The sequence below is a fragment of the Shewanella putrefaciens genome (assembly GCF_016406325.1).
GTDB classification, from domain to species: Bacteria; Pseudomonadota; Gammaproteobacteria; order Enterobacterales; family Shewanellaceae; genus Shewanella; species Shewanella putrefaciens.
Genome location: NZ_CP066370.1, coordinates 1,520,321 through 1,543,688 on the forward strand (window position 1 = coordinate 1,520,321; position 23,368 = coordinate 1,543,688).

Consider the following 23,368-nt stretch of genomic DNA (forward strand, 5'->3'; position numbering starts at 1 on the left):
GGTGGTTTGCTCGTACTTAAAAATTAGGGGGCGATCATAGGGATGATAGACGCCACAAGCAAGACTGCCATAGTGATATTAAATATCTTCTGCTGCCGCTCATTTTTCAAAATCCGCTTCAGGGCCACTCCAAAACCAAGCCAGACAATAGCACAGGGAAAGGCGACACATAAAAACACCGTCGCAATCGTGATGATTTGCGGAGTTAATTCCTGCTGTACTGAGGTAAAGGTCGCAATTGCACCCACCGCCATAATCCAGCCTTTAGGGTTAACCCATTGAAAGGCTGCCGCTTGAATAAAACTAAAAGGTTTTGCAATGGCCTTACCTTCCATCTTGCTACTGCTGTTGGCAATCAACCAAGAGAGATATAAAAGGTATGCGATGCCGATGACTTTAATCACTTGATGGATAATAGGATAGGCTTGAAATACCGCGCTTAAGCCTAGACCAATGGCTAAGATCATGGTCGGGAAACCAAGGCTTATGCCCATCAGATGTGGAATACTGCGTTTAACGCCGAAATTCACCCCTGAAGTCATCAGCATAATATTATTTGGCCCCGGGGTGATCCCCGATGAAAAGGCAAATAGCGCGATAGCGAGTATTAACTCCATAGATAGATCTCATACCTGTAATTGTCGTTTTTGGCATTGTGATAAGGGCATTTTCCCTCAAATTTAAGTGCTGTTGCTATTGCTCTGACAGACACTCGGCGAGGCATTCTAGCGGGTAAATTTGGCCGCGCCTATATGTCGTATGGCGTCGATCTCAAAAAATACGATAAAGGTTCTGTACTATCGATGAAATGCTGTTATCTCTGCCCACAACCCAAACGGTGAAATAGGACGATCGACGTTTAAATAATAAGGTACTTCTAGCACACGATTTATTGTTTTAGAGATTGCTAATTCAATTATTTGAGGAGATGATTATGCCTCGAGCAACATCGACGTATCGTTGATTTTTCAATATTGATTGTCAGTGTTGCAGCAGTGATATGTCTAACAAGGTTGTGAACTTAGCGTCTGATGGCGCGATTAGTACTTAATAAAGGGAAATTATTATGGCACAAAGTATCTTTGTTAATCTGGCTGTTGAGAGCGTTCAGAAATCACGCTATTTCTACTCAGGACTTGGTTTTGCTATCAATGAGCAATACAGCAATGAACAGGCAGCCTGTGTTGTTATAGCGGACAATATTTTTGTGATGTTGCTGGCTAAGCCTTTCTTCTCCGGCTTTACGGATAAGGCGATTGTCGATGCCCATGCCATGACTGAAGTGCTCAACTGCCTTGACTGCGAAAGTCGGCAACGTGTCGACCAACTAGTTAAGCTCGCAGAGCAACATGGCGGTAAAGCCTATCGTGAAGCCAAGGATCAGGGTTTTATGTACGGCCATGCGTTTGAAGATCCCGATGGGCATATCTGGGAACTTGTCTACATGGAAGCGCAAGGTTAGTGCATCCACATACAAATTCATCTAAACCAAGCTTGTCCAATAATAGCGCGCGTTGTGTGACTTAAGCTGTACACAACGCAGCGCGCCTATGTTTAATTAACCAGCCTATCTTAAGCTGACTTATTCCCTCGATTGGAAATATGAGTCTCGAGAAATTCCTTTATAAAATCAAAATCATCCACATTCATTTCTCTAGGCGTGAACGACACTTGGCGGGAAATGTGGGCAAAGTTGATCGTCAAGGTGCGTATGCCTTTGTATTTTGAGTATTTTGTACTGGCAATTTCATCCAAAGGGACAAATTGTTGCTTCATCTCAAAAAGGTGAAATTCGGCATCGTAGAGATTAAAAATAAGGCCCTCTTGATAGATATCGATGTAATAACCATCTGGCCCTGCTTCGGCTAATTTCCTCTGTTCATTTTTAGCGGCTTTGCCTAGTCTTATCGATTCAGAAATGATCAAGAAGACGAAGAAAAATGCCATCACAACGGCTAAAACGACAACAATTGTAAATCCTATATCCCAGGGTTCTGCCGATAGCGATGCCGTCAGTTCCTTCCATGGACCGCTTGCTATTATCAGTGGGATTATCAAGAGCAAAAATATTCCTGATTGCTTACTACGTAATTTTTGTTGGAATGCACAGCGACGGATAAAATTTTGAGGTTCTTGTTTCATCAAGAATATTCCATATAAAGATGTTTTTTACTTTGGGGAAGCCGAGCGCCATTTTCATCCATATGAACGCAGGGCGTGAGTGCTAATGAGTTATTGCAAGATGAGGGTAATCAATCATGCTAAACACTGGTACTGCACCAATGCTTTGGGTATGAGCCTGTTGAGGTTCTATTCTCAGCATGTCGTTCAGCATATCGACGTTCTACTTAAGCTATCTAGACGCTTTACTACTGTCATCTAACGGTTTAGCAATGAGTGTGCTGACAGCCATAACGGATTTCAACACACTCATTTGACATGGATTTTACCTTATATCAGTCAGTTAACGCCACACTCACTTCATAGGCACTAAATTTACGGATATTAATCACCCCCGTATCAAAGAGTAAATATTGGCCTTTAATTCCTTGCAAAATCCCGCTGACAACGGCTTCCTTATCAAAATTATGTGAGGTGATTTTTTTGGGGAAGGTATCAATCGGATAATGAATTGTTTGAATCTCTTCCTGCAAGCGATCGATGCGGTAGTCGCCTTTTTGCATACCGATTTCATGTAGCTTTGCTTCAATTTGCGGGATCAGTTCCGCAGCCTTAGCATTTAAATCGATATCGTCGGCATGGCCCTTTAACATGGCTTGCCAATGGGTTTTGTCATTAACCAATTTAGCGAGTTCGACTTCAACTAAACCTGAAAGCTGCCTTGTTGAGACTTTAAATATCGGTAAACCTTGGGTGGCACCTTGGTCTATCCAACGGGTGGGCAGTTGAGTATGGCGGGTAATGCCGACTTTAACGCCTGAAGTATTGGACAGATACACATAATGTGGCACGAAACAGTGGTTTTGCGCCCAATCGGGTTCGCGGCAAGTCCCTTGGTCGTAGTGACAGGTTTCTGGTTTCATAATGCACATATCACAGCTAGCCAGTTTTTGCATACACACAAAACAATGCCCCTGCGAATAACTCTTTTTGGTCTTTTTACCGCAATTACAACAATAAATATTGCCTGTATGCGTCAAGGTGAGTGATTTACCTATTAAAGGATTGAGTGGCAGTAATTCATCCCCAACAATGAGCTGGTATTGTACTTGCTGCGCATCATCTAGTTGCGCGCGCATCTTTTTTAGCGTTCCTAACATGGGTATTCCTATTTTTGTGTGCATCTTGGTGCTCATCAAGCGTTAAGTGCACACATTATCTTTAATGTCACTGCGTGGTTGGCAGTATACAAGATTATCCAAACCAGTTTAGATAGGATTTTTTATTAAGAGAGTCGATTGATAGTAAGTTGAGAGAGCCGGTTGGAGCAGTCTCTCCACGATAACGGAGACAAAATGCCGTAGTTACTCGGCGGCATTTTGTCTTTTAGCTATTTAGTCTTGAGATAAAGTGCAATGTTAACGGCTCAATCGGTCAAGCACGAGATCATCCCCTAGGGCATAGAGAGATTCAGCAAGTTGATCTTCTTGGGCTGTATCGGTTAATCCAAGGCTAATCGTTGCGCGAAATAAGGCGATACCCGTGTGACCAGCGGTTTCATATTGGCTGCTAAATTGTTCGATATTGATCCCAAGTGCATTAATTTTATTTGAAATATCAAGTACTAGCCCCGGTCTGTCGTAGGCGACAAGGCTGTAGCTTAAGCGTTTAATGGGCTTGAGGGATACCGATGTTTTAGCATAGGTGAGGGTGAGGCCATCAATGCATTCTAGGGCTTCGATTAATTCGTCCATGCGCATTGAGGGGATCTCGAGTAACAAAATAGCGGCAAAGACACCGTCAATATGGCGGAGTTCTGAGTCGAGCCAGTTACCACCGTGACGGCTTACCGCATGGGCAATTTGTTCAACTAATCCTTTTCTATCAGGTGCTTGTAGTGTGATCAAATATCGTAGCATAGTGACTGACTCCTATTTTGAATAAAAGGCACCTGTTTTAAAACGGGGTGTAACACAACTGTCATCTTTGCGTCATATAATCCAACGCACTTAGAATGAAGGATGTTGTAATTGCTCAGTTTACGTTCAAACAGTGTAAGCATAGCACTCAGCAAATCCTAGCGAAAAACGCTAGCTATTAATAAATAGAGGTTCTTAATGGAAAGTCAGGTCACTCAACCTGGTTCTGCGTCTCACAATATGTTGAAAGGTGGACGTTCAAGTCGCAGGGCATTTAAGGATAAAGCGGCTCAAATTGGGGTCACTATTGGCGGCACTATGGTGTTTGTCGCCCTATTGTTGATCTTCTTTTATTTGCTGTATGTGATAAAACCCATTTTTGATAGTGCGGATGTGACGCCTATAAAAACGGTGAGTTATCAGCATGCCGATACTGCGACGCTTATGGTTGGCGTCGATGAACAAAATGAGGTCATGTACCGTGTCTCCGTTGATGGTCAAGTGGATTTTTACACTGTGGCTGACGGCAGTTTGCTCTCATCTTTTTCGCAGTCACTACCAGAGGGCGTGACAGTGACAAGTGCTGCGGTAGCTGCACCGAGTGAACAACGCTTCGCACTAGGATTAAGCAATGGTCAAGCTTTGATAGTGGGGATTGAGTTTGGTTTAACTTACCCAAATAACAAGCGCTTGATCACCCCTAAATTACGTTACCCTGCTGGCGAAGCCCCTGTCACTATTGACGAGTCAGGTGCGGCAATTACCAAACTTACTTTTATTTATAGCTCAGATAAGATGAGCTTTGCCTATAAAGATCATCTTGGGATTTGGCGTTTAAGCCGCCTCGAAGGTCAAGAGAATCTGATGACTGAGCAGGTTGAATGGACGACCACGACGTCGATTATTCAAGATGCACCTAAAAAAGTGGCTCAGCAGTTGATGACGCCAGACCAGCGTCAGTTGATGTTGCAAATGGGCAACAAAGTCTTTGTATACGATATCCGTGATGCTGAAAATATTGAATTAATGCAAGTGATTGATGCTGAGAAGGATAAGTCAAAGGTGAATCAGATAGCGCTGTTAGCGGGCGCTAGCTCTATTTTGGTCAGCTATGACTCAGGTGTGGTTGCTCAGTACTTTCAAGTCAATGGTCCTAAAGGTCGCTTATATCAGGAAATCCGTGAGTTTAATGACTTACCTCCTATTGCCTCTATCGCCTCTGAATTTTACCGTAAGAGTTTTGCCGTAATCAGCCCAGAAGGGGAGTTGTCATTACTCTACACCACAAGCCATCGTGAACTCTTTGACGAAAAATTTGATCTTAAAAACCCCGGTATGATGGGTTTTAGCCCTCGCTCAAATAGCTTAGTGGTTGAAGCGGATAAGAAGCTACATATCTTCAGTGTGGAGAACTCCCACCCTGAAGTGTCATGGACCGCTATGTGGAACAAGGTTTGGTACGAAGGTTATCCTGAGCCTAAATTTGTATGGCAATCCACCTCTGGCTCCGATGACTTTGAGGCCAAGTTAAGTTTAATGCCATTAGCCTTTGGCACGATGAAAGCGGCACTTTATGCCATGTTGTTTGCGGTGCCATTATCCATTGCTGGCGCTATTTATACGGCTTACTTTATGTCACCTAAAGTGCGCGCTTTAGTTAAACCAACAATTGAAATTATGGAAGCTTTGCCAACGGTGATTTTAGGTTTCTTGGCGGGACTCTGGTTGGCGCCGCTGATAGAGGAGCATTTACCCGGTATTTTAATTCTCTTGGTGTTATTGCCGACATCTATCCTGACCTCAGCCTATGCTTGGAGTCGATTACCTGTTCAATGGAAACAGCGTTTACCCGAGGTATATCAAGAGCTTATGCTTATCCCCGTGATTTGTTTTATCGGTTGGTTCTCCTTTGCCATTAGTCCGATGATTGAAGTCGCCCTGTTCGATGGTAACACCCGTCAGTTTATCACTAATGAGCTGGGTATCACCTTCGATCAACGTAACGCGCTGGTGGTGGGTATCGCCATGGGCTTTGCGGTGATACCAACCATTTTCTCGATTGCTGAGGATGCCATTTTTTCTGTACCTCGCCATCTTTCAAACGGCAGTTTGGCGCTAGGAGCTACACCTTGGCAAACCTTAACGCGAGTCGTGCTATTAACCGCAAGTCCTGGGATTTTCTCCGCGGTAATGATGGGGCTGGGGCGCGCCGTGGGCGAAACCATGATTGTACTGATGGCAACAGGTAATACCGCGATTATGGAATGGAGCGTGTTTGAAGGTATGCGTACCTTGGCTGCGAACATTGCAGTAGAAATGCCAGAGTCGGCGATTGGTAGCTCCCATTATCGTGTGCTCTTCCTCGCGGCATTTGTGTTGTTCGTATTTACCTTCTTCTTTAACACCATTGCTGAAGTGGTGAGACAGCGTCTACGTGACCGCTATAGCTCGCTGTAACGGAGATAAGATAATGACTTTAAATACTATTTCGCCAATGACCTTGAGAGGTTTGTGCAATGGGTAAGTGGGTAAAATCAGGCTCGCCGTGGATTTGGATGACAGGCGGAGCGGTGAGCATCAGTTTGATTGCGGTATTGGGCTTATTACTGCTGATAGCATGGCGTGGCTTAAGTTACTTCTGGCCTGCGGATATTTATCAATGGGAGCTTGAGGATAGTTCGGGTGTTCGCTCAACCTTAATCGGTGAGATTTACGATAGGGAAGAAGTCCCATCTGAGCGTCTTATTGCTGCGGGACATGTGTTTAAAGAGCCTCCTGCCGAGTTTGTAACCCGTTACTTAGTCAAAACCGGTAACCGTGAATTTGTTGGCTTAGATTTCCGTTGGATATTAGCGACTGACATTATTAGTCGCTCCGTTCCTGAGGATGTCGCCATGATTGAGCGTACTAAAAACGGTAACTTTTATGGTTATCCGGTGGCAGTAATAGAAGATGGTAAGCGCCTTGATTTAGTGAATGATGCTATAGAGTCATCACTGATGGAACATATTGACCGAGCGGTAGCCCTGTCGGACAAGGCACTCAAACTACAAAAGCAAGATATTGGTGCAATTAACTACGCAATCGAAAGACTGCGTTTAAAAGAGCGTCGTTATGAGTTAGATGGTGAGCTGACAGATAGCCGTAAGTTAGAACTGGCTACGGCGAAGGAGGCCCTCCAGAAAGATTACTTAGTGCTGGAAAAAGAACTCTTTACCCTACGTGATGAGGCTGCCCGCGATTCGGTTATCGTGCGCGATATGCGTGGTGTTGAAGTGGAGTTAAAGCTTGATTCGGTTTTGGATGTGACCTATGTGAATCATTTGGGATTGCTGGGTAAAGTACGCCATTGGTTTGTGGGCCTAGGTCGATTTATGAAGGATGATCCCCGTGAAGCCAATACCGAAGGTGGAGTGTTTCCGGCGATTTTTGGCACCGTATTCATGGTATTGCTTATGGCAATTATTGTGACGCCTTTTGGTGTAGTTGCGGCAATTTATCTGCATGAATATGCCAAAAAAGGGCCGATCACTAAGATGATCCGTATTGCCGTGATTAACTTAGCAGGTGTTCCTTCCATTGTTTATGGTGTATTCGGTTTAGGTTTCTTTGTCTACATGATGGGCGGTTCCATCGACCAATTGTTTTACGCTGAAGCCTTACCTGCGCCCACATTTGGCTCGCCTGGGGTGATTTGGTCGGCACTGACATTGGCGATTCTGACTCTGCCAGTGGTTATTGTGTCGACTGAAGAAGGGTTAAGTCGGATCCCAAGCGCCGTACGTCAAGGCAGTTTGGCTCTGGGTGCCACTAAGGCCGAAACCCTGTGGCGGATTGTCATCCCGATGGCAAGCCCTGCGATCATGACGGGTCTGATTTTAGCCGTTGCTCGCGCTGCCGGTGAAGTGGCGCCGCTGATGTTGGTGGGTGTGGTGAAATTAGCACCGACATTACCACTGGACTTTAACTTCCCGTTTGTGCATTTGGAACGTAAGTTCATGCACTTAGGGTTCCATATTTATGATGTTGGCTTCCAGAGTCCTAACGTCGAAGCGGCGCGTCCTCTGGTGTATGCGACCTCCTTCTTGCTGGTGACTGTGATAGTGGCACTTAACTTAACAGCCATTAGTGTACGTAATCATTTACGTGAAAAATATCGTTCGCTTGAGCACTAACCAGCGATTATCCTGAAAGTATTAGGACTGAATATGATTTCTATAGATTCGACAGCAATGAAAACGAACACCTTTGATTTGGCGAACTTAAGCCAGAACGATACCGCTCTGGAGATCCGCAACTTAGATTTGCGCTATGGCGATAAGCAAGCGCTGTTTAATGTATCGATGAAGATCCCCAAGAAGCAAGTCACAGCCTTTATCGGCCCCAGCGGGTGTGGTAAGTCGACCTTACTGCGCTGCATTAACCGTATGAACGATTTAGTGGATAACTGCTATATCGACGGCGAGATTTTGCTGCACGGTCAAAATATTTACGACAAAAAAATTGATGTGGCAGCCCTGCGTCGAAATGTGGGTATGGTGTTCCAACGTCCAAATCCATTTCCAAAGTCGATCTATGAGAACGTGGTTTACGGCTTACGCTTGCAAGGCATTAATAATCGTCGAGACTTAGATGAAGCCGCTGAGCGTTCACTGCGCGGCGCGGCTATTTGGGATGAAGTGAAAGACAGATTGCACGATAACGCTTTTGGTTTATCGGGTGGTCAACAGCAACGTCTGGTGATTGCCCGTGCAATTGCGATTGAGCCAGAAGTGCTATTACTCGACGAACCCACATCGGCACTCGATCCTATTTCAACCTTAACCATTGAAGAGTTAATCACTGAGCTGAAAACCAAATATACCGTGGTGATAGTGACTCACAATATGCAACAGGCGGCACGGGTATCGGATCAAACTGCTTTTATGTATATGGGCGAATTAGTGGAATATGCGGATACCAATACCATTTTCACTACGCCGAAAAAACGTAAAACAGAAGATTACATCACCGGACGTTACGGTTAATCAGTGACTAAATAAACGCCATAGTCTAGGCGAGAGCCTAGGCCTTGAAACACTTGAGTAAAAGGTTGGCCAAATGGAAAATATGAATTTAAGTAAGCATATCTCAGGACAGTTTACTGCTGAACTAGATGATATCCGTAACCGCGTACTCGCTATGGGTGGCTTGGTTGAACGTCAGCTAGAACAAGCAATTGATGCTTTAAGTGCCCTCGATGCTGAGTTAGCCCAACGGGTGATTGATGGCGACCATAAAGTCAATGGTATGGAAGTTTCGATTGATGAGGAATGCACCCGCATCATTGCGAAACGTCAACCCGCGGCCAGTGATTTGCGTTTAATTATTGCCATATCTAAATCCATTGCCGATCTAGAACGTATTGGTGATGCTTGTGTGCGAATCGCAAAAGCGGCACTCGATAAGCGTTTAAATAATCAACAACCTTTGTTAGTTAGTATTGAAAATATGGGCCGCCATGCGACTCGCATGTTACATGCGACCTTAGATGCGCTGGCGCGTATGGATGCCGATACTGCGTTAGAACTGCACAAAGAAGATGCCAAGCTTGACCGCGAATATGAAGGCATTATCCGTCAGCTAATGACCTATATGATGGAAGACCCACGCTCAATCCCCGATATTTTAGACGTACTGTGGGCTGCACGCGCAGTTGAGCGTGTCGGTGATCGTTGTAAAAATATCTGCGAATACATTATTTACTACGTAAAAGGTAAAGATGTTCGCCATACTTCCTACGAAGATATGGAAAAGGATATGAAAGGCTAAGACAAGCGCCAACTTTACTGTTTAATCCCTTTGCTAAATAAAACGCTCCGCAGTCTCTGTGGAGCGTTTTGCTTTTGGTGGTATTAAATGCCATTAATCAAATGCCGATGTCCATTGGCTCATCTTTTGGACATTAGCGTAATCAGTACGTTAAAAACAGTTAGACGATAGCGTGAATTATCTACAGTTTTAATATGGCTTATGAGCTAAATCTAGGGCGACTATGTAGGCCCAATTATTCTTGCTCTCAACATTTTTGACAATAATTCACTAAGAAATTGTCAAAAATCCACAGTATTCATTCAACATGATGTCCAAATTAGATTGCTTTTGCCATAAACAACTTTTAAAAAATTTGATCAAAAACAAGTATTTACTGATGCCTTTAGTTAGGTCGGGTGTTAAAGTTACTTTAACGAAGCAATGTTGTTAATACCTCGCCTCGTTATTCATATCACTCTCAAGACTGCAAGCCGTTCCATTTTTACCGTACTAACCTTGACGGGGTGAAACAGTAAACAGCCTTCAATGCAGGAAGCTATACAATGTTAAGAAAACTAAAAATCGGCAAACGCTTAAGCGTTGCCTTTGGCATTATGACGTTGCTCACGGTTTTAGTGGGACTTACCGCCATTCAGCGCTTTAACAGTGTTGAAGTCAATATCAGTAATATCGCAGAGCATCGACTCCCAGCTTCGTTACTAGCTGGTGAACTCAACAAAGATTTTCTATTTATTAGGCTGTATACACTTAATTTAATGTATGCGGAAACGGATGCTGAACGGCAACGTCATCGCGATCGCATCCGTAATGAGCTGGATAACTTTAAAACCAATATTGATAAAGTAGAGGTGTTTCAACGTACGCCAGAAGGGCGCAAGGTACTAGAGCAGGTATTAAAAGCCAAAGACGGCTACGATCAACTGCATCAACAGATCCTGAGATTAAACGAGCAACGCCAATATACCGAGTCTATTGCATTGCGTAATGCAGGGTTAAATGATGCCGCTATTAAAGTATCAAATGCGATAAGTGCCTTAGCAGATTACCAGCAAGAAAGATCCTTAGTGGAAGCAAACAGTGCAAAACACACGATAGAATTAGCACTTAGTACTATGATTGCTATTGTGGTTTTTGCGGTTATCGGAGCCGTTGTGCTGGCTTATTTCTTTAGCCGCAGTCTCATTGGCCCTATGCAAAATGCCGTAGCCATCTGTCAGCGTATTGCCAGTGGCGATTTAACCCAAAAGTTTGCCGATGATGCCGCGGACGAAGCTGGGGATATGATCCGCAGCATGGCTGTTATGCAACAGCAATTGCAGCAAACACTAAGTGAAATTAATCACTCATCTTCGCAATTGGCCGCGACCTCTGAAGAGCTTAGCGTCGTTACCGATCAATCTAGCCAGACATTACACCAGCAAAGTCAAGAACTCGAATTAGCAGCGACGGCGGTGACTGAATTAACGACAGCCATTGAAGAAGTTGCCCGCAGTGCCAGTGCAACATCGAGTGACTCTGAAACCGCAAATATTAAAGCTCGTCAAGGCAAAGAGCGTGTTCAGCATACGATTCAAACCATACAAACCCTTGAAGGTGAATTACAACAAGCCCGTCAGGGAATTCAACAATTAGCGAGTCGGGTAAACGAAATCAGTTCAGTATTGGACGTGATTAGAGGCATTGCCGAACAAACTAACTTGTTGGCATTGAATGCTGCTATTGAAGCTGCCAGAGCAGGTGAAAGTGGTCGAGGTTTTGCCGTAGTTGCCGATGAGGTGCGCGCATTGGCACATCGTACACAGGAATCAACCAAAGAAATTGAGCGTATGATGCATTTAGTGCAAGCTGAAACTCAGACTACCGTTAACACCATGCAAAATAGCAGCAATCGTGCCACTGAAACCTTGCTTATTGCCCAGCAGGCAGGTGATGCCTTACAACAGATTGCCACCGCTATTGCTCAAATTAATGAACAAAATCTTACCATTGCCAGTGCAGCAGAAGAGCAGGCGACAGTGGCGCGGGAGGTTGATGGCAACCTTTTGAATATAAGAGATTTGTCACATCAAACTTCTGCGGGGGCCCATGAAACTCAAGCATCAAGTGCCGATCTTGCTCGTTTAGCAGAAACCTTAAATTCGCTGGTAACGTCTTTTAAAGTTTAGGCCATCTACGACAGATCAATATTGGAAAGGTGTTAAGTCAAAACTGAATACTAAACACCTTTCTATCCCCATTGTTAGCCAATGCCTTGGTTTACAAAAGCTGTTACACCGACCACATTATTGTTTTTTGCCATCACATTTCTTTTAAATCCAAAGCGAACAGTAGAGGTAATAAAGCCAGTTTACCTTCTGCTATAAGGCTATCTTGCCTACCGCGTGCAGGCGGGCAGATATTCGGATAACTCAAGCAGGTTTAAGTCAGGGTCGCGGATATAGACAGAGTTTATCCGACCTGTGGCGCCAGTTCGTAGCACCGGACCCTCAATGATATCAATTTGAAGGGCGTTTAAATGGGTGATTACTGCTTCAATATTATGACTGACCACAAAACACAGATCGGCACTGCCGGGCGTTGCTAGGGCGGCCTTAGGCTCAAATTCAGCACCCGCTTGATGTAAGTTGATTTTTTGATCGCCAAAAATTAAGGCAACGCGTCCGTTGCCAAATATCACTTTTTTCATTCCTAATACACTTTGATAGAAGGCGACGCTGGCCTCGATATCTTTTACGGTTAACACTAAGTGGTCTAGGCGAGTCACGCGCATATTCTTTCCCTCGATGCCATAGCGATTTGTTATTGATTTTATCTGCGCCTTACCTTACATCAAGTGCTGATGCAAAAGTGACTCTGTGGTAGCATTTGTGGTGTTTCTAGGCGTAAATATTTTATGCCTTTTTTATCCCATAGATGAAATGAGAGTGTCATGAAGAAAACCTTAGCCCGCGGCTTAATGAACTTACTCCCTATGGCCCTAAGCCTCTGGTTGTTTTGGTCGTTATTTGTGTCTTTGGATGGTTTAGGGATTTTTATTTTAGCGTTGGTAGGGATTAACCAACATTTTGTCGGTGTCGGTTTTATCTTAGTCGTGGCCTTAGTGTTTGCGGTCGGATTATTGTTTTCGGTCAGTCCCATCGTATGGATCTATGGTTGGATAGAGCGTCAGTTAATGCGCTTTCCTTTATTTAAGTCTGTGTATGGCAGTATTCGCGATATTGCTTCCCTGATGAATCGTGAAGGCAAGCTAAATACCCAACAAACAGTGTTGGTTAAACAAGCAAATGGGGGTTATGTGGTCGGGTTTATTATGACAGATACTCCGCCTAAGCCCTTACTCGATGCATTACCCGAGGGAGATTGGGTGCCAGTGTTATTTCAATTGAGTTATCAAATGGCGGGGGTAACGAGTTTAGTTAAGCGAGATGATCTTATTCTTGTCGATTGGTCATTTGAGGAGGCGATGCGCTTTAATCTTACGGCGGGAATTTCTCAAACACCTGCGACCCAATAGGCGACATCTAAGTCAGTTTAAACCCTATTGATAGGGTTAAATATCAAGTTTTGTGCATTTTGTGGTATAATTCTGTGGCGGCTTAATGAGTCGCCATTTTTTATGCTAATTATCCCAGTTTAAACTGAGCCTTATACTGTGGCTTTTATTGGGATTAGCTCACCTATGTTCTATTTCCTATCGAATAAAACAAGATAACGAATATGACATGACAAGGTATTGCGAAAAGCGAATGCTTGTTATGCATTATTGGGTGTGTTGGCTATGACATCTGTATATGTCGTGGCATTGGCGTCGCGATTATTCCGTTATCTACGCTTATTCAATGAATCCGGTGTACTAAACGAGGATTCAGTTGGCTGAATAGGGAGCTTGCTAAAACAAGGGAGTCTTAATGTCGATTAAAACGAGTATCAACCCACCGGTATTTTATTCATCGGTTTTTCTTATCACCTTAATGGTGATGATTTGCGCAGTGTGGCCAACAGAGGCGAATGCTTTTTTTAAATCAATGCAGTCATGGATAGAGATGAAAGCAGGTTGGCTTTATATCTTGAGTGTGGCTATTTTTTTAATTTTTATCATTTTTGTGATGGTGAGCCGTTTTGGTGATATCAAACTTGGCCCCGATCATTCCGTGCCCGATTATAGCTATAAAAGCTGGATTGCCATGTTGTTTTCGGCGGGGATGGGCATCGGCCTGATGTTTTTTGGGGTGGCTGAGCCCGTAATGCATTTTTTGGCGCCACCCGATGCGACTCCCGAAAGCATTGCCGCTGCTAAAGAGGCGATGAAGATCACTTTCTTCCATTGGGGGATTCACGCTTGGGCAATCTATGGCGTGGTGGCGTTGAGCCTAGCCTATTTTTCCTATCGCCATAAGTTACCCCTATTACCCCGCAGTGCCCTGTATCCCTTAATTGGTGAGCGAATTTATGGGCCTATTGGTCATGCGGTCGATACCTTTGCCGTGCTCGGTACTATGTTTGGTGTGGCGACATCACTGGGGTTTGGGGTGTTGCAGGTCAATTCAGGACTGAGTTATCTGTTTACCGACTTACCCAATAACACTCTAGTGCAAGTGTCTCTCATCATAGGTATTACCCTATTAGCAACGCTTTCGGTGTTTTCTGGGCTCGACAAAGGGGTAAAGCGTTTGAGTGAGCTTAACCTTGGTCTGGCGATTTTACTCTTGTGTATTGTGTTAATCCTCGGTCCCACTGTGATGTTATTACAGGCTTTTGTGCAAAATACCGGCGGATATTTAAGTGATTTAGTGAATAAAACCTTTAATTTATATGCCTATCAACAGAAGGAAGATTGGCTGGGTGGTTGGACATTACTCTATTGGGGGTGGTGGATTTCATGGTCGCCATTTGTTGGGACTTTTATTGCGCGGGTGAGCCGTGGTCGAACAATCCGTGAGTTTTTAATTGGTGTGTTATTTGTGCCTTCGGCATTGACCTTCCTATGGATGACAGTATTTGGTAATTCGGCTATCAACGCCATTATGCATCAAGGGGCGACTTATTTAGCTGAGGCGGTCAATACCGATGTTTCTGTGGCGCTATTTGTGTTTTTTGAACATATGCCATTTTCGACATTGCTGTCAGGCATTGCGATTTGTTTAGTGGTGACTTTTTTCGTCACATCATCGGACTCTGGCTCCTTAGTCATTGATAACTTGACCTCTGGCGGTGATAACAATGCACCTGTATGGCAGCGAGTATTTTGGGCATTACTTCAAGGTGTGGTGGCTTCAGTGCTGTTATTGGCGGGGGGGGGCTACAGGCATTACAAACCGCGGCAATTGCCAGTGCTATGCCATTTTTAGTCGTTATGTTATTGATGTGCCTTGGTTTATATAAAGCACTAAAAAATGATTGGCTTAAGATCAACAGTGTACAGATGCACAATACTAGCGTGCAGTACGCCAAAACCAATATCAGTTGGGAGGAGCGTATTGAAGTGCTAGTGTCACATCCGACAGAGGAAGACGCACGGGTCTTTATCAATAATGTGGCGACCCCTGCATTATCAAAAGTCTGTCAGCGTTTTATGAGCAAAGGTATTGTCGCTGATCTCGAATACATCGAGGGAAAAGTCAGGCTAGTTGTCAGTAATGAAGTTAACTTACCCTTTGTATACGGTGTACGTTTGCGTTGTTTTGAGATTGTAAACCCGATAGGGGAAGAGCTAGAGCAAGGGAATACGTCGTACTATCGCGCTGAGGTTTACCTTGAGCAGGGTGGGCAGCATTACGATGTAATGGGTTATACCGAAGAGCAAATCTTGGCGGATGTCGTTACCCAATATGAAAAATATTTGCACTATCTACATCTTTCTAGCGCTGATCAGGGGCATGTTGCATAAACCGTTTTTTTGCGAGTGAATGTGTGGATTAGAATGTGTTTAACGCCTTATGATCTAAGGCTCATATTGCTCCAAGTGATAAGTCAGATTATCCTTGGGGCAATTTTTGAGGTCTGTTTTAAGTAAGGTGACAGCATGTCAGTTAATCAAGGTGAGAGTAAATTAGATAAAGTATTAGCCGAGGCGCGGGAATGCAAAGCCAAACGTGAGAGTGGTTACCGTGAGCAGGCGTTAAAACTTTATCCTTGGGTGTGTGGCCGCTGTACTCGAGAATTTACCCCGAAAAACCTAAGCGAACTGACGGTGCACCACAGGGATCATAATCACGATAATAATCCATCTGATGGATCAAATTGGGAGTTATTGTGCTTGTATTGCCACGATAACGAACATTCCCGTTTTGAAGAATTGATCCGCTACGGTAGCACTACTGAGACCAAACAAGCCGCGGCGACCTACAATCCTTTTGCCGATTTAAAAGCCATGATGAAAAAATAGTGACAAAAGGCCTGACATTGTCAGGCTTTTTTCGCTAAACGGGCCTCAGCTTCTAGCCATGTTGCGCGGCTTAATACATGTTGATTTTCATCGTCTTTAAACAAGGCTTTACGGGCTGGGAGTTGGTTTAATATATCAACTTGTTGCGCTTCGCTGGCATCGCGCCAACGGACGATTTCATCAATATGACGAAAACAGCCCATGCAATAATTTTCATCATTTAAGCCGCAGCGGGCTACGCAGGGTGAAAGCATGTTGATCCTTTTTCGGTGACGATGGTTAACCGTTAATGTTAGGTGCTAGCTTGAGATTAAGTTCGCGCTAGCGCGCCACGATACTAACATTTTTCTCATTAAAGTCATTTTGTCCATTAAACCTTTTGTCTATTAAAGCCATCGACTAGGCAAGATAAAGTGAGCTGATGGCAAGACAAGCATTTTTACACTGGGCATAACGTGAACCAAGATAATTTGCATACAATACTCACTTACTCACAGAAGTTTAGCGAACTGAATCAGTTGCTTGAGCAGAGTACTTCCCTCTGGCAAATGCGTGCTTTTGAGGCATCGTCCTTACCTTGGGCCGCTAAGTTCCCGCATCTAGCCGAGGCGGTATGGGCCATCGCTGATGAAAACTTGGATAAACTCGATGCAGATCAAGGCTTGTTAGTCGATGCCCTATCTCCCGCATTAGATCTTGATTTGAAGACGTTAGGCCTAAAGTGGAATTTAGCCCTGCTACGCACTTCAAATGCTGAACTTATTGATAGTGCTGACGCAAATAAACCAAAGCATATTTCGGCCACTCGCTTTTCTTTTGAGGATGAAGCCCATTTTAGTGCCCATATAAAGGGCCGTAAGTGGGAGCAAATTCGTGCATTTGTGCAGCATTTACCTCACCATGATTTACCCGTGCTTGAATGGTGTGCAGGTAAGGGGCATTTAGGACGATTAATTGCTAAAGCACGCGGCGTTGATGTTGTGAGCTTAGAATGGCAGGAAAAGCTCTGTGAAGAAGGCCAAGCCTTTGCTCATAAATGGCAATTATCTCAACGCTTTATTTGCGTCGATGCCTTTGACATTGTCGATAGTGCTTTGAGTGGCGATGGTAAACACTCAAATCCTTTATACGCACAGCAGCACGCGGTGGCGCTCCATGCCTGCGGTGACTTGCATGTGCGATTGTTAACCCTTGCAGCGACTGCGGGCACTCAGGCGCTCGCTATTTCGCCCTGTTGTTATCATCTTATCCATGCGAGCCATTATCAGCCTTTATCAAAGGTTGCAAAGCAGAGTGCACTCACACTGACTCGCCATGATTTGCAATTACCACTGCAGCAGAGTGTGATTGCAAGCCCTAAACAACAGACGCTACGTCACCAAGAAATTGCGTGGCGTTTAGGGTTTGATGCGTTGCAGAGGCAATGCCAAAACGTGAATGAATATCTGCCGATTCCGTCGATAAAACAGAGTCAACTGAGTGGCTGTTTTGCCGATTTTTGCCTGTGGGCCGCGACACAAAAATCGGTCAATTTACCACAACATATTGATTTTAATCTTTGGCTTGAAACTGGGTATCAAAGACAACGATTGACCAGACGCATTGATTTAGTCGCGCATTTATTTCGTTCAGTACTCGAACAGTGGTTAATACTCGATCGCTGTTGTTTTTTGCAGGAGCAGGGATACCAAGTTTGCGTGAGTGAATTTTGTGCAAACAGCGTAACACCCAGAAATGCACTCATTTTGGCGTTAAAGTCAGTTGATTAAAAAATAGCGTCTAAAAATATACTGTACTGCAATGTTTTTTATGAACTATTTCTGTATTAGTTCATTTGAAACTAGTGTTAATGCTGTTAACGTGCCAGTGGTTATGCGTATCGCTGTGAGACAAGTCTTATACTGAGGATGGTTTTTTATTGAATCATCGGGCTTTTCTTGTTCAAATGTCGCATTAATGACGAATAACAACTGAAAGCTGACCCTCGGTCAGTGATTCTAGTGAGCGAATAAAACAGTTTCATGAAATATTCCCGCGTATTTATTAATAGCCTGGCTTATGAACTGGCACCTGTAGTGGTTTCCAGTAGCGAGCTAGAGTCTCGCCTTGCGCCTTTATATCAAAAGTTCCGTATTCCTATGGGACAATTAGCGGCATTGACAGGTATTACCGAACGCCGCTGGTGGCCTAAAGGACACCAATTATCCGATGGTGCGATTAACGCAGCGCGTAAAGCCATTGCTGAAACGGGAATAAATGTCGCTGACTTAGGGGCTGTGGTGTACACCGGAGTCTGTCGCGATCAACATGAACCTGCCACCGCTTGTCGTATCGCTGCTGAGCTTGGTGTATCCAAGGACACCGCCATTTACGATATCAGTAATGCCTGCTTAGGGGTGTTATCGGGTATTTTAGACATTGCTAACCGTATTGAACTGGGTCAGATCAAGGCGGGTATGGTGGTTTCCTGTGAATCGGCACGGGATATTGTTGATGTGACTATCGATAATATGCTTGCTTCTCCAACCATGCAGAATTTTGCCCAATCATTGGCGACCCTCACGGGAGGCTCTGGTGCCGTGGCGGTTATCCTTACCGACGGCAGCTTACCGCTAACGAACGTGCGTAAACATCAACTGCTTGGCGCATCGCATTTATCTGCTCCAGAGCATCATCAATTATGTCAGTGGGGATTGCAGGAAGTGGGGCATAATCTTTACCGTGAGTTTATGCGTACCGATGCGGTAACCCTGCTGAAGGAAGGTGTTGAGCTGGCTAAACACACTTGGGAGCATTTCCTTGAGCAGCGCAATTGGCTGGTTGAGCAAGTGGATAAAGTGATTTGCCACCAAGTGGGTGCATCGAACCGCAAACAAGTGCTGAGTGCGCTTAATATTCCACCCGAAAAAGAATTTCCTACCTATCAATTGCTTGGCAATATGGGCACAGTGTCTTTACCTGTGACGGCCGCCATGGCCCATGATGAAGGTTTTTTACAAGCGGGCGATCAAGTGAGCTTTTTAGGTATAGGTAGCGGCTTGAATTGCATGATGTTAGGCATTAAGTGGTAGGGGCGCTTTAGGTCTTTTACTGCCATTGTCGGCGTTCCCATAAAAGACTGACTCGCTAAATTCGCTCTCATAAATAGAACCAAAATAGGAAGCGTCATGTTAGACACTCTGTTGCCTTTTCAACGTCATTTTTTTAACCGTAATGGTAACAAGCTGCATTATATCAATGAAGGCCACGGTGAACCTGTGGTGATGGTTCATGGTAATCCAAGCTGGTCGTTTTATTACCGCAATTTAGTGAGCGCCTTAAAAGATTCTCATCAATGCATAGTGCCGGATCATATCGGCTGTGGTCTGTCGGATAAGCCCGATGATAGCGGCTACGATTACACACTTAAGCGCCGTATAGATGATCTCGAAGCCTTGCTCGATAGTTTAAATATCAAAGAGAACATCACCTTAGTTGTGCATGATTGGGGCGGCATGATAGGTATGGGCTATGCGGCGCGTTATCCTGAACGCATTAAACGCTTGGTGATATTGAATACTGGGGCCTTCCATTTACCTGAATCTAAACCTTTCCCTTGGCCTTTATGGATCTGTCGTAATACTTTGTTAGGCACAGTTTTAGTGCGTGGTTTTAATGCTTTTTCATCTATCGCATCCTATGTTGGTGTGAAACGTCAGCCAATGGCGAAATATATCCGTGAGGCTTACGTTGCGCCGTTTAACTCTTGGTCAAACCGCATTTCTACTCTGCGCTTTGTGCAGGATATTCCGCTGCGTGAAGGTGATAGAAATTATCAGTTAGTCTCTGATATCGCAGCAAGTTTGCCTAAATTTGCCAAAGTGCCGACCCTGATTTGTTGGGGGCTGAAGGATTTTGTGTTCGACAAACACTTTTTAGCTAAATGGCGCCAGCACATGCCCCATGCGACTGTGCATGAATTTGCCGATTGCGGTCACTATATTTTGGAAGATGCCAGTGACGAAGTGATTGCCCATATAAAAGGTTTTATGGCCGATGAACAAGTCGCATCTGCGTCCGCTGAACGGGCTGCAGGTTAATGTCGACGTTGCTTGAAAAAGAAGTGATCCCTTTGGTGACGGAAACGCCATTTTCAACTGGCACGTCTCAATCAGCAATAGCCAGTGATGCCAATATTTGCCGTCATCTTAAACAAGCTGCCCATGACATTCCCCATCATCTTGCTGTAGCAGTACAAAGCGCGAAGGGCGCTTCTGTGGCGAACTTACGTTACAGCGAGCTGGATTTTCTCAGTCTTGACCGACAAAGTGATGTGATAGCTTTTGCCCTTAATGCCCATGGTATTACCCGCGGTATGAAGGCTGTGCTGATGGTTACGCCGAGCCTCGATTTTTTTGCCTTAACCTTTGCGCTGTTTAAAGCGGGGATTATCCCCATTCTTGTTGATCCTGGCATGGGGATTAAAAACCTTAAGCAGTGCTTTGCTGAGGCTGCGCCCGATGCTTTTATTGGTATTCCCAAGGCGCATATTGCAAGGCGCTTATTTGGCTGGGGTAAGGGCACCATAAAGATATTGCTCAATGTTGATGGTGGCAAAACAGGCTTCGCTGCAAAATTGAACTGTATGGCTACTGGCGCTATGAGTCTATCGACGCTATTGCAAAATACCTCGGCACAATCCTCTGGTGCACAATCCTCTGCTCAAAAGTCGCCATATCCTATGGTGTTGCTAAAGCCAAATGAAATGGCGGCGATTCTATTCACCAGTGGCAGTACGGGCACACCTAAGGGGGTTGTCTATAGCCATGCAATGTTTGAGGCGCAAATTCAAGCGCTAAAAAACGATTATGGGATTTGCCATGGTGAGCGCGATTTAGCAACGTTTCCGCTGTTTTCACTCTTTGGTCCGGCGTTGGGTATGGCATCTATTGTGCCCGAAATGGATGCCAGTAAACCCATCACAGCTAACCCCGAATTTTTGTTTGCCGCGATTGAGCAATATCAATGCAGCAATATTTTTGTTAATCCTGCGCTGCTCGAACGTTTAGGCCGTGCGGGGGAGCAAAAGCAACATACATTGCCGAGTGTCAAACGGGTTATTTCGGCGGGGGCGCCAGCGACGATTGCTTCTATTGCTCGTTTTAGCAAGATGCTAAGTGATGGCGTACCTGTATTAAATTCCTACGGCGCAACTGAATCTTTGCCCATCAGTATGATTGCCAGTGATGCTTTATTTGCCACGACCGAGATGACAGATAATGGCGCTGGCATCTGTGTTGGCCATGCTATTGATGGTGTCTCTATTGGCATTATCGGCATAAGTGAAGCCGTTATACCCGAGTGGGATGATGCTTTACTGCTTAAGAATGGTGAAATTGGCGAGATAATAGTACAAGGGCCTATGGTGAGCCAATCATACTATCAATATGATAGCCAACGTGATAATCAACGCGATAGTGCGACAGCAATGGCTAAGATATGGGATCCTGTCGCCAATTGCGTTCGACATAGAATGGGCGATTTGGGTTATCTTGATGACCAAGGTCGGTTATGGATGTGCGGACGTAAAGCTCACAGAGTTGATGCCACCCATAAAGGGAAGTTTGCTAAGCGTTATTATTCGATTCCCTGTGAGCGTATTTTTAATACGCATCCTAATGTGAAACGCTCTGCTTTAGTGGGTGTGAAAGTAGCGAATGAAATCACACCGTTAATCTGTATCGAACTGGATACATCACTGGTGTGTAATAAAAGTCAGCAGCTTTATCAAGAGCTTACTACGCTTGCTGAGCAATTCCACCAAACTCAGGGGATAAAACGATTTTTGATTCATCCGGATTTCCCCGTGGATGTACGGCACAATGCCAAAATTTTTAGAGAAAAATTAGCCGTATGGGCGCAATCCCAGACGAAAGGCTGATCTAACACTCTGACTTTTAAGTTCAAATACCTGTGCTGAAATGGATACCTCAATGATGAACGACCCAAGCAAGAGTACGACGCTTATCCAATTTCATACGGTGGAGCAAATTGCACTGACGCAGCTTGCACTTAAGGTACAACACGCCTTTGTGACGGGAGCTGGGGGGTTTTTAGGTAAGGCCATTTGTTTAAGATTGTTAGCGGCAGGCATTAAGGTCACAGGCTTTGCACGTGGGCATTACCCAGAGCTTGAAGCGTTGGGTGTTGCGATGAAGCAAGGGGATCTCGTCAATAAGGAGCAACTTCAGCAGGCGATGCAGGGTTGCGATATCGTGTTCCATGTGGCGTCTAAAGCGGGGGTTTGGGGCGATCGAGACAGTTATTTTTGTCCTAATGTGAAGGGCGCTGCTAATGTGATTGCTGTTTGTAAAGCATTAAAAATAAATAAGTTAGTCTACACCAGCACCCCGAGCGTCACCTTTACAGGCCAAGATGAGTCAGGGATTGATGAGTCCACCCCCTACGCATCTACATTCCTTAATTATTACGCTCACTCGAAAGCCATTGCCGAAAAAATGATGCTAGATGCTAATCAATTCGGTGAAGTGCCACTTGAACATACTGATGCAACTCAAATGATTACACCTTATGCGTTAAAAACAGTCGCACTGCGGCCGCATTTGATATGGGGCCCCGGCGATCCCCATCTTGTGCCTCGGGTACTGGAACGTGGCCGTTTAGGAAAGTTAAAACTGGTTGGCCGCGAAGATAAACTCGTCGATACCATCTATATCGATAATGCTGCCTATGCCCATGTACTCGCCGCCTTAGAACTTTGCCAACCTAAACCAAAGTGTCAAGGCAAAGCCTATTTTTTGAGTAACGATGAGCCTATTACTATGGTAAAAATGCTCAATCTGATCTTAGCCTGTGATGGATTGCCCCCTGTTACTCGACGTGTGCCTCGAACTGTGGCCTATATCGCTGGCGCGGCATTGGAAAGCCTGTATTTTTTGCTTAAGAAAAAAGAAGAGCCCCTTATGACGCGTTTTGTCGCACGCCAGTTATCTTGCAGCCATTATTTTGATATCAGCGCTGCCAAGCGTGATTTGGGGTATTGTGCGCTGGTTTCTATTGATGAGGGGATGGCAAGGCTCAGGACATCACTTTTAGGGTGAGGGTATGAGGGCTTGATGAGCCCTCATAT

19 protein-coding genes and 1 pseudogene are annotated in these 23,368 nt (G+C 44.7%); 14 read left to right on the top strand and 6 right to left on the bottom strand.

Annotation, left to right across the window (positions count from 1 at the left end):
- Positions 1-23: 23 nt before the first annotated feature.
- On the bottom strand, positions 24-617 hold the full coding sequence (locus tag JEZ96_RS06775) for a LysE family translocator (protein ID WP_011789949.1): 594 nt from the start codon (positions 615-617) through the stop codon (positions 24-26).
- Between the two features lie 449 nt (positions 618-1,066).
- Between JEZ96_RS06775 and JEZ96_RS06780 the strand changes: the two genes are divergently transcribed.
- Complete coding sequence (locus JEZ96_RS06780; protein ID WP_014610256.1) at positions 1,067-1,462, top strand: VOC family protein; 396 nt, start codon at positions 1,067-1,069, stop codon at positions 1,460-1,462.
- A gap of 110 nt (positions 1,463-1,572) precedes the next feature.
- On the opposite strand, the gene JEZ96_RS06785 is transcribed toward JEZ96_RS06780, so the two are convergent.
- The 3 genes from JEZ96_RS06785 to JEZ96_RS06795 all read right to left on the bottom strand — a co-directional run bounded on the left by JEZ96_RS06785 (position 1,573) and on the right by JEZ96_RS06795 (position 4,040).
- Positions 1,573-2,142 (bottom strand): hypothetical protein, encoded by a 570-nt coding sequence (locus JEZ96_RS06785; protein ID WP_025007483.1) that lies wholly within the window; start codon positions 2,140-2,142, stop codon positions 1,573-1,575.
- A gap of 314 nt (positions 2,143-2,456) precedes the next feature.
- Positions 2,457-3,281, bottom strand: a complete 825-nt coding sequence (locus JEZ96_RS06790; protein ID WP_011789946.1) for a DUF2797 domain-containing protein — start codon at positions 3,279-3,281, stop codon at positions 2,457-2,459.
- 258 nt (positions 3,282-3,539) lie between these two features.
- Positions 3,540-4,040, bottom strand: a complete 501-nt coding sequence (locus JEZ96_RS06795) for a glycine cleavage system protein R (protein WP_011919034.1) — start codon at positions 4,038-4,040, stop codon at positions 3,540-3,542.
- A 198-nt stretch (positions 4,041-4,238) separates the two neighbouring features.
- Here JEZ96_RS06795 and JEZ96_RS06800 point away from each other — a divergent pair, with 198 nt between their 5' ends.
- From JEZ96_RS06800 to JEZ96_RS06820, 5 genes are all read left to right on the top strand, one after another.
- On the top strand, positions 4,239-6,497 hold the full coding sequence (locus JEZ96_RS06800) for an ABC transporter permease subunit (protein ID WP_011789944.1): 2,259 nt from the start codon (positions 4,239-4,241) through the stop codon (positions 6,495-6,497).
- 59 nt (positions 6,498-6,556) lie between these two features.
- A complete protein-coding gene (pstA, locus tag JEZ96_RS06805; protein ID WP_025007484.1) occupies positions 6,557-8,215 on the top strand; it encodes a phosphate ABC transporter permease PstA in 1,659 nt (552 codons plus the stop codon).
- Positions 8,216-8,248: 33 nt separating this feature from the next.
- On the top strand, positions 8,249-9,067 hold the full coding sequence (gene pstB, locus JEZ96_RS06810; RefSeq protein ID WP_011789942.1) for a phosphate ABC transporter ATP-binding protein PstB: 819 nt from the start codon (positions 8,249-8,251) through the stop codon (positions 9,065-9,067).
- A gap of 73 nt (positions 9,068-9,140) precedes the next feature.
- Positions 9,141-9,851: a phosphate signaling complex protein PhoU gene (gene phoU / locus JEZ96_RS06815; protein ID WP_011789941.1), complete on the top strand. Its 711-nt coding sequence runs from the start codon at positions 9,141-9,143 to the stop codon at positions 9,849-9,851.
- A gap of 545 nt (positions 9,852-10,396) precedes the next feature.
- Complete coding sequence (locus JEZ96_RS06820; RefSeq protein ID WP_128090117.1) at positions 10,397-12,019, top strand: methyl-accepting chemotaxis protein; 1,623 nt, start codon at positions 10,397-10,399, stop codon at positions 12,017-12,019.
- A gap of 209 nt (positions 12,020-12,228) precedes the next feature.
- On the opposite strand, the gene JEZ96_RS06825 is transcribed toward JEZ96_RS06820, so the two are convergent.
- A complete protein-coding gene (locus JEZ96_RS06825) occupies positions 12,229-12,624 on the bottom strand; it encodes a VOC family protein (RefSeq protein WP_011789939.1) in 396 nt (131 codons plus the stop codon).
- Between the two features lie 159 nt (positions 12,625-12,783).
- Between JEZ96_RS06825 and JEZ96_RS06830 the strand changes: the two genes are divergently transcribed.
- From JEZ96_RS06830 to JEZ96_RS06840, 3 genes and pseudogenes are all read left to right on the top strand, one after another.
- Positions 12,784-13,368: a DUF502 domain-containing protein gene (locus JEZ96_RS06830; protein WP_011789938.1), complete on the top strand. Its 585-nt coding sequence runs from the start codon at positions 12,784-12,786 to the stop codon at positions 13,366-13,368.
- 394 nt (positions 13,369-13,762) lie between these two features.
- Positions 13,763-15,741: pseudogene (locus tag JEZ96_RS06835) on the top strand (BCCT family transporter).
- 135 nt (positions 15,742-15,876) lie between these two features.
- Positions 15,877-16,239: a YajD family HNH nuclease gene (locus JEZ96_RS06840; protein ID WP_128090116.1), complete on the top strand. Its 363-nt coding sequence runs from the start codon at positions 15,877-15,879 to the stop codon at positions 16,237-16,239.
- A 20-nt stretch (positions 16,240-16,259) separates the two neighbouring features.
- Here the strand turns inward: JEZ96_RS06840 and JEZ96_RS06845 are convergent, their stop codons facing one another.
- A complete protein-coding gene (locus tag JEZ96_RS06845) occupies positions 16,260-16,493 on the bottom strand; it encodes a DUF1289 domain-containing protein (RefSeq protein WP_025007486.1) in 234 nt (77 codons plus the stop codon).
- Positions 16,494-16,694: 201 nt separating this feature from the next.
- On the opposite strand from JEZ96_RS06845, the gene JEZ96_RS06850 reads away from it, so the two are divergent.
- The 5 genes from JEZ96_RS06850 to oleD all read left to right on the top strand — a co-directional run bounded on the left by JEZ96_RS06850 (position 16,695) and on the right by oleD (position 23,339).
- Positions 16,695-18,008 (top strand): methyltransferase, encoded by a 1,314-nt coding sequence (locus tag JEZ96_RS06850; RefSeq protein WP_025007487.1) that lies wholly within the window; start codon positions 16,695-16,697, stop codon positions 18,006-18,008.
- A gap of 252 nt (positions 18,009-18,260) precedes the next feature.
- Positions 18,261-19,310 (top strand): 3-oxoacyl-ACP synthase III, encoded by a 1,050-nt coding sequence (locus JEZ96_RS06855; protein WP_011789933.1) that lies wholly within the window; start codon positions 18,261-18,263, stop codon positions 19,308-19,310.
- A gap of 96 nt (positions 19,311-19,406) precedes the next feature.
- Positions 19,407-20,318, top strand: coding sequence for an alpha/beta fold hydrolase (locus JEZ96_RS06860; protein WP_011789932.1), 912 nt, complete (start codon positions 19,407-19,409; stop codon positions 20,316-20,318).
- Complete coding sequence (gene oleC, locus JEZ96_RS06865; RefSeq protein WP_061782732.1) at positions 20,318-22,159, top strand: olefin beta-lactone synthetase; 1,842 nt, start codon at positions 20,318-20,320, stop codon at positions 22,157-22,159. Before JEZ96_RS06860 ends, oleC begins: the two co-directional genes overlap by 1 nt.
- A gap of 52 nt (positions 22,160-22,211) precedes the next feature.
- Positions 22,212-23,339 (top strand): 2-alkyl-3-oxoalkanoate reductase, encoded by a 1,128-nt coding sequence (oleD, locus tag JEZ96_RS06870; protein WP_061782731.1) that lies wholly within the window; start codon positions 22,212-22,214, stop codon positions 23,337-23,339.
- Positions 23,340-23,368 lie beyond the last annotated feature (29 nt).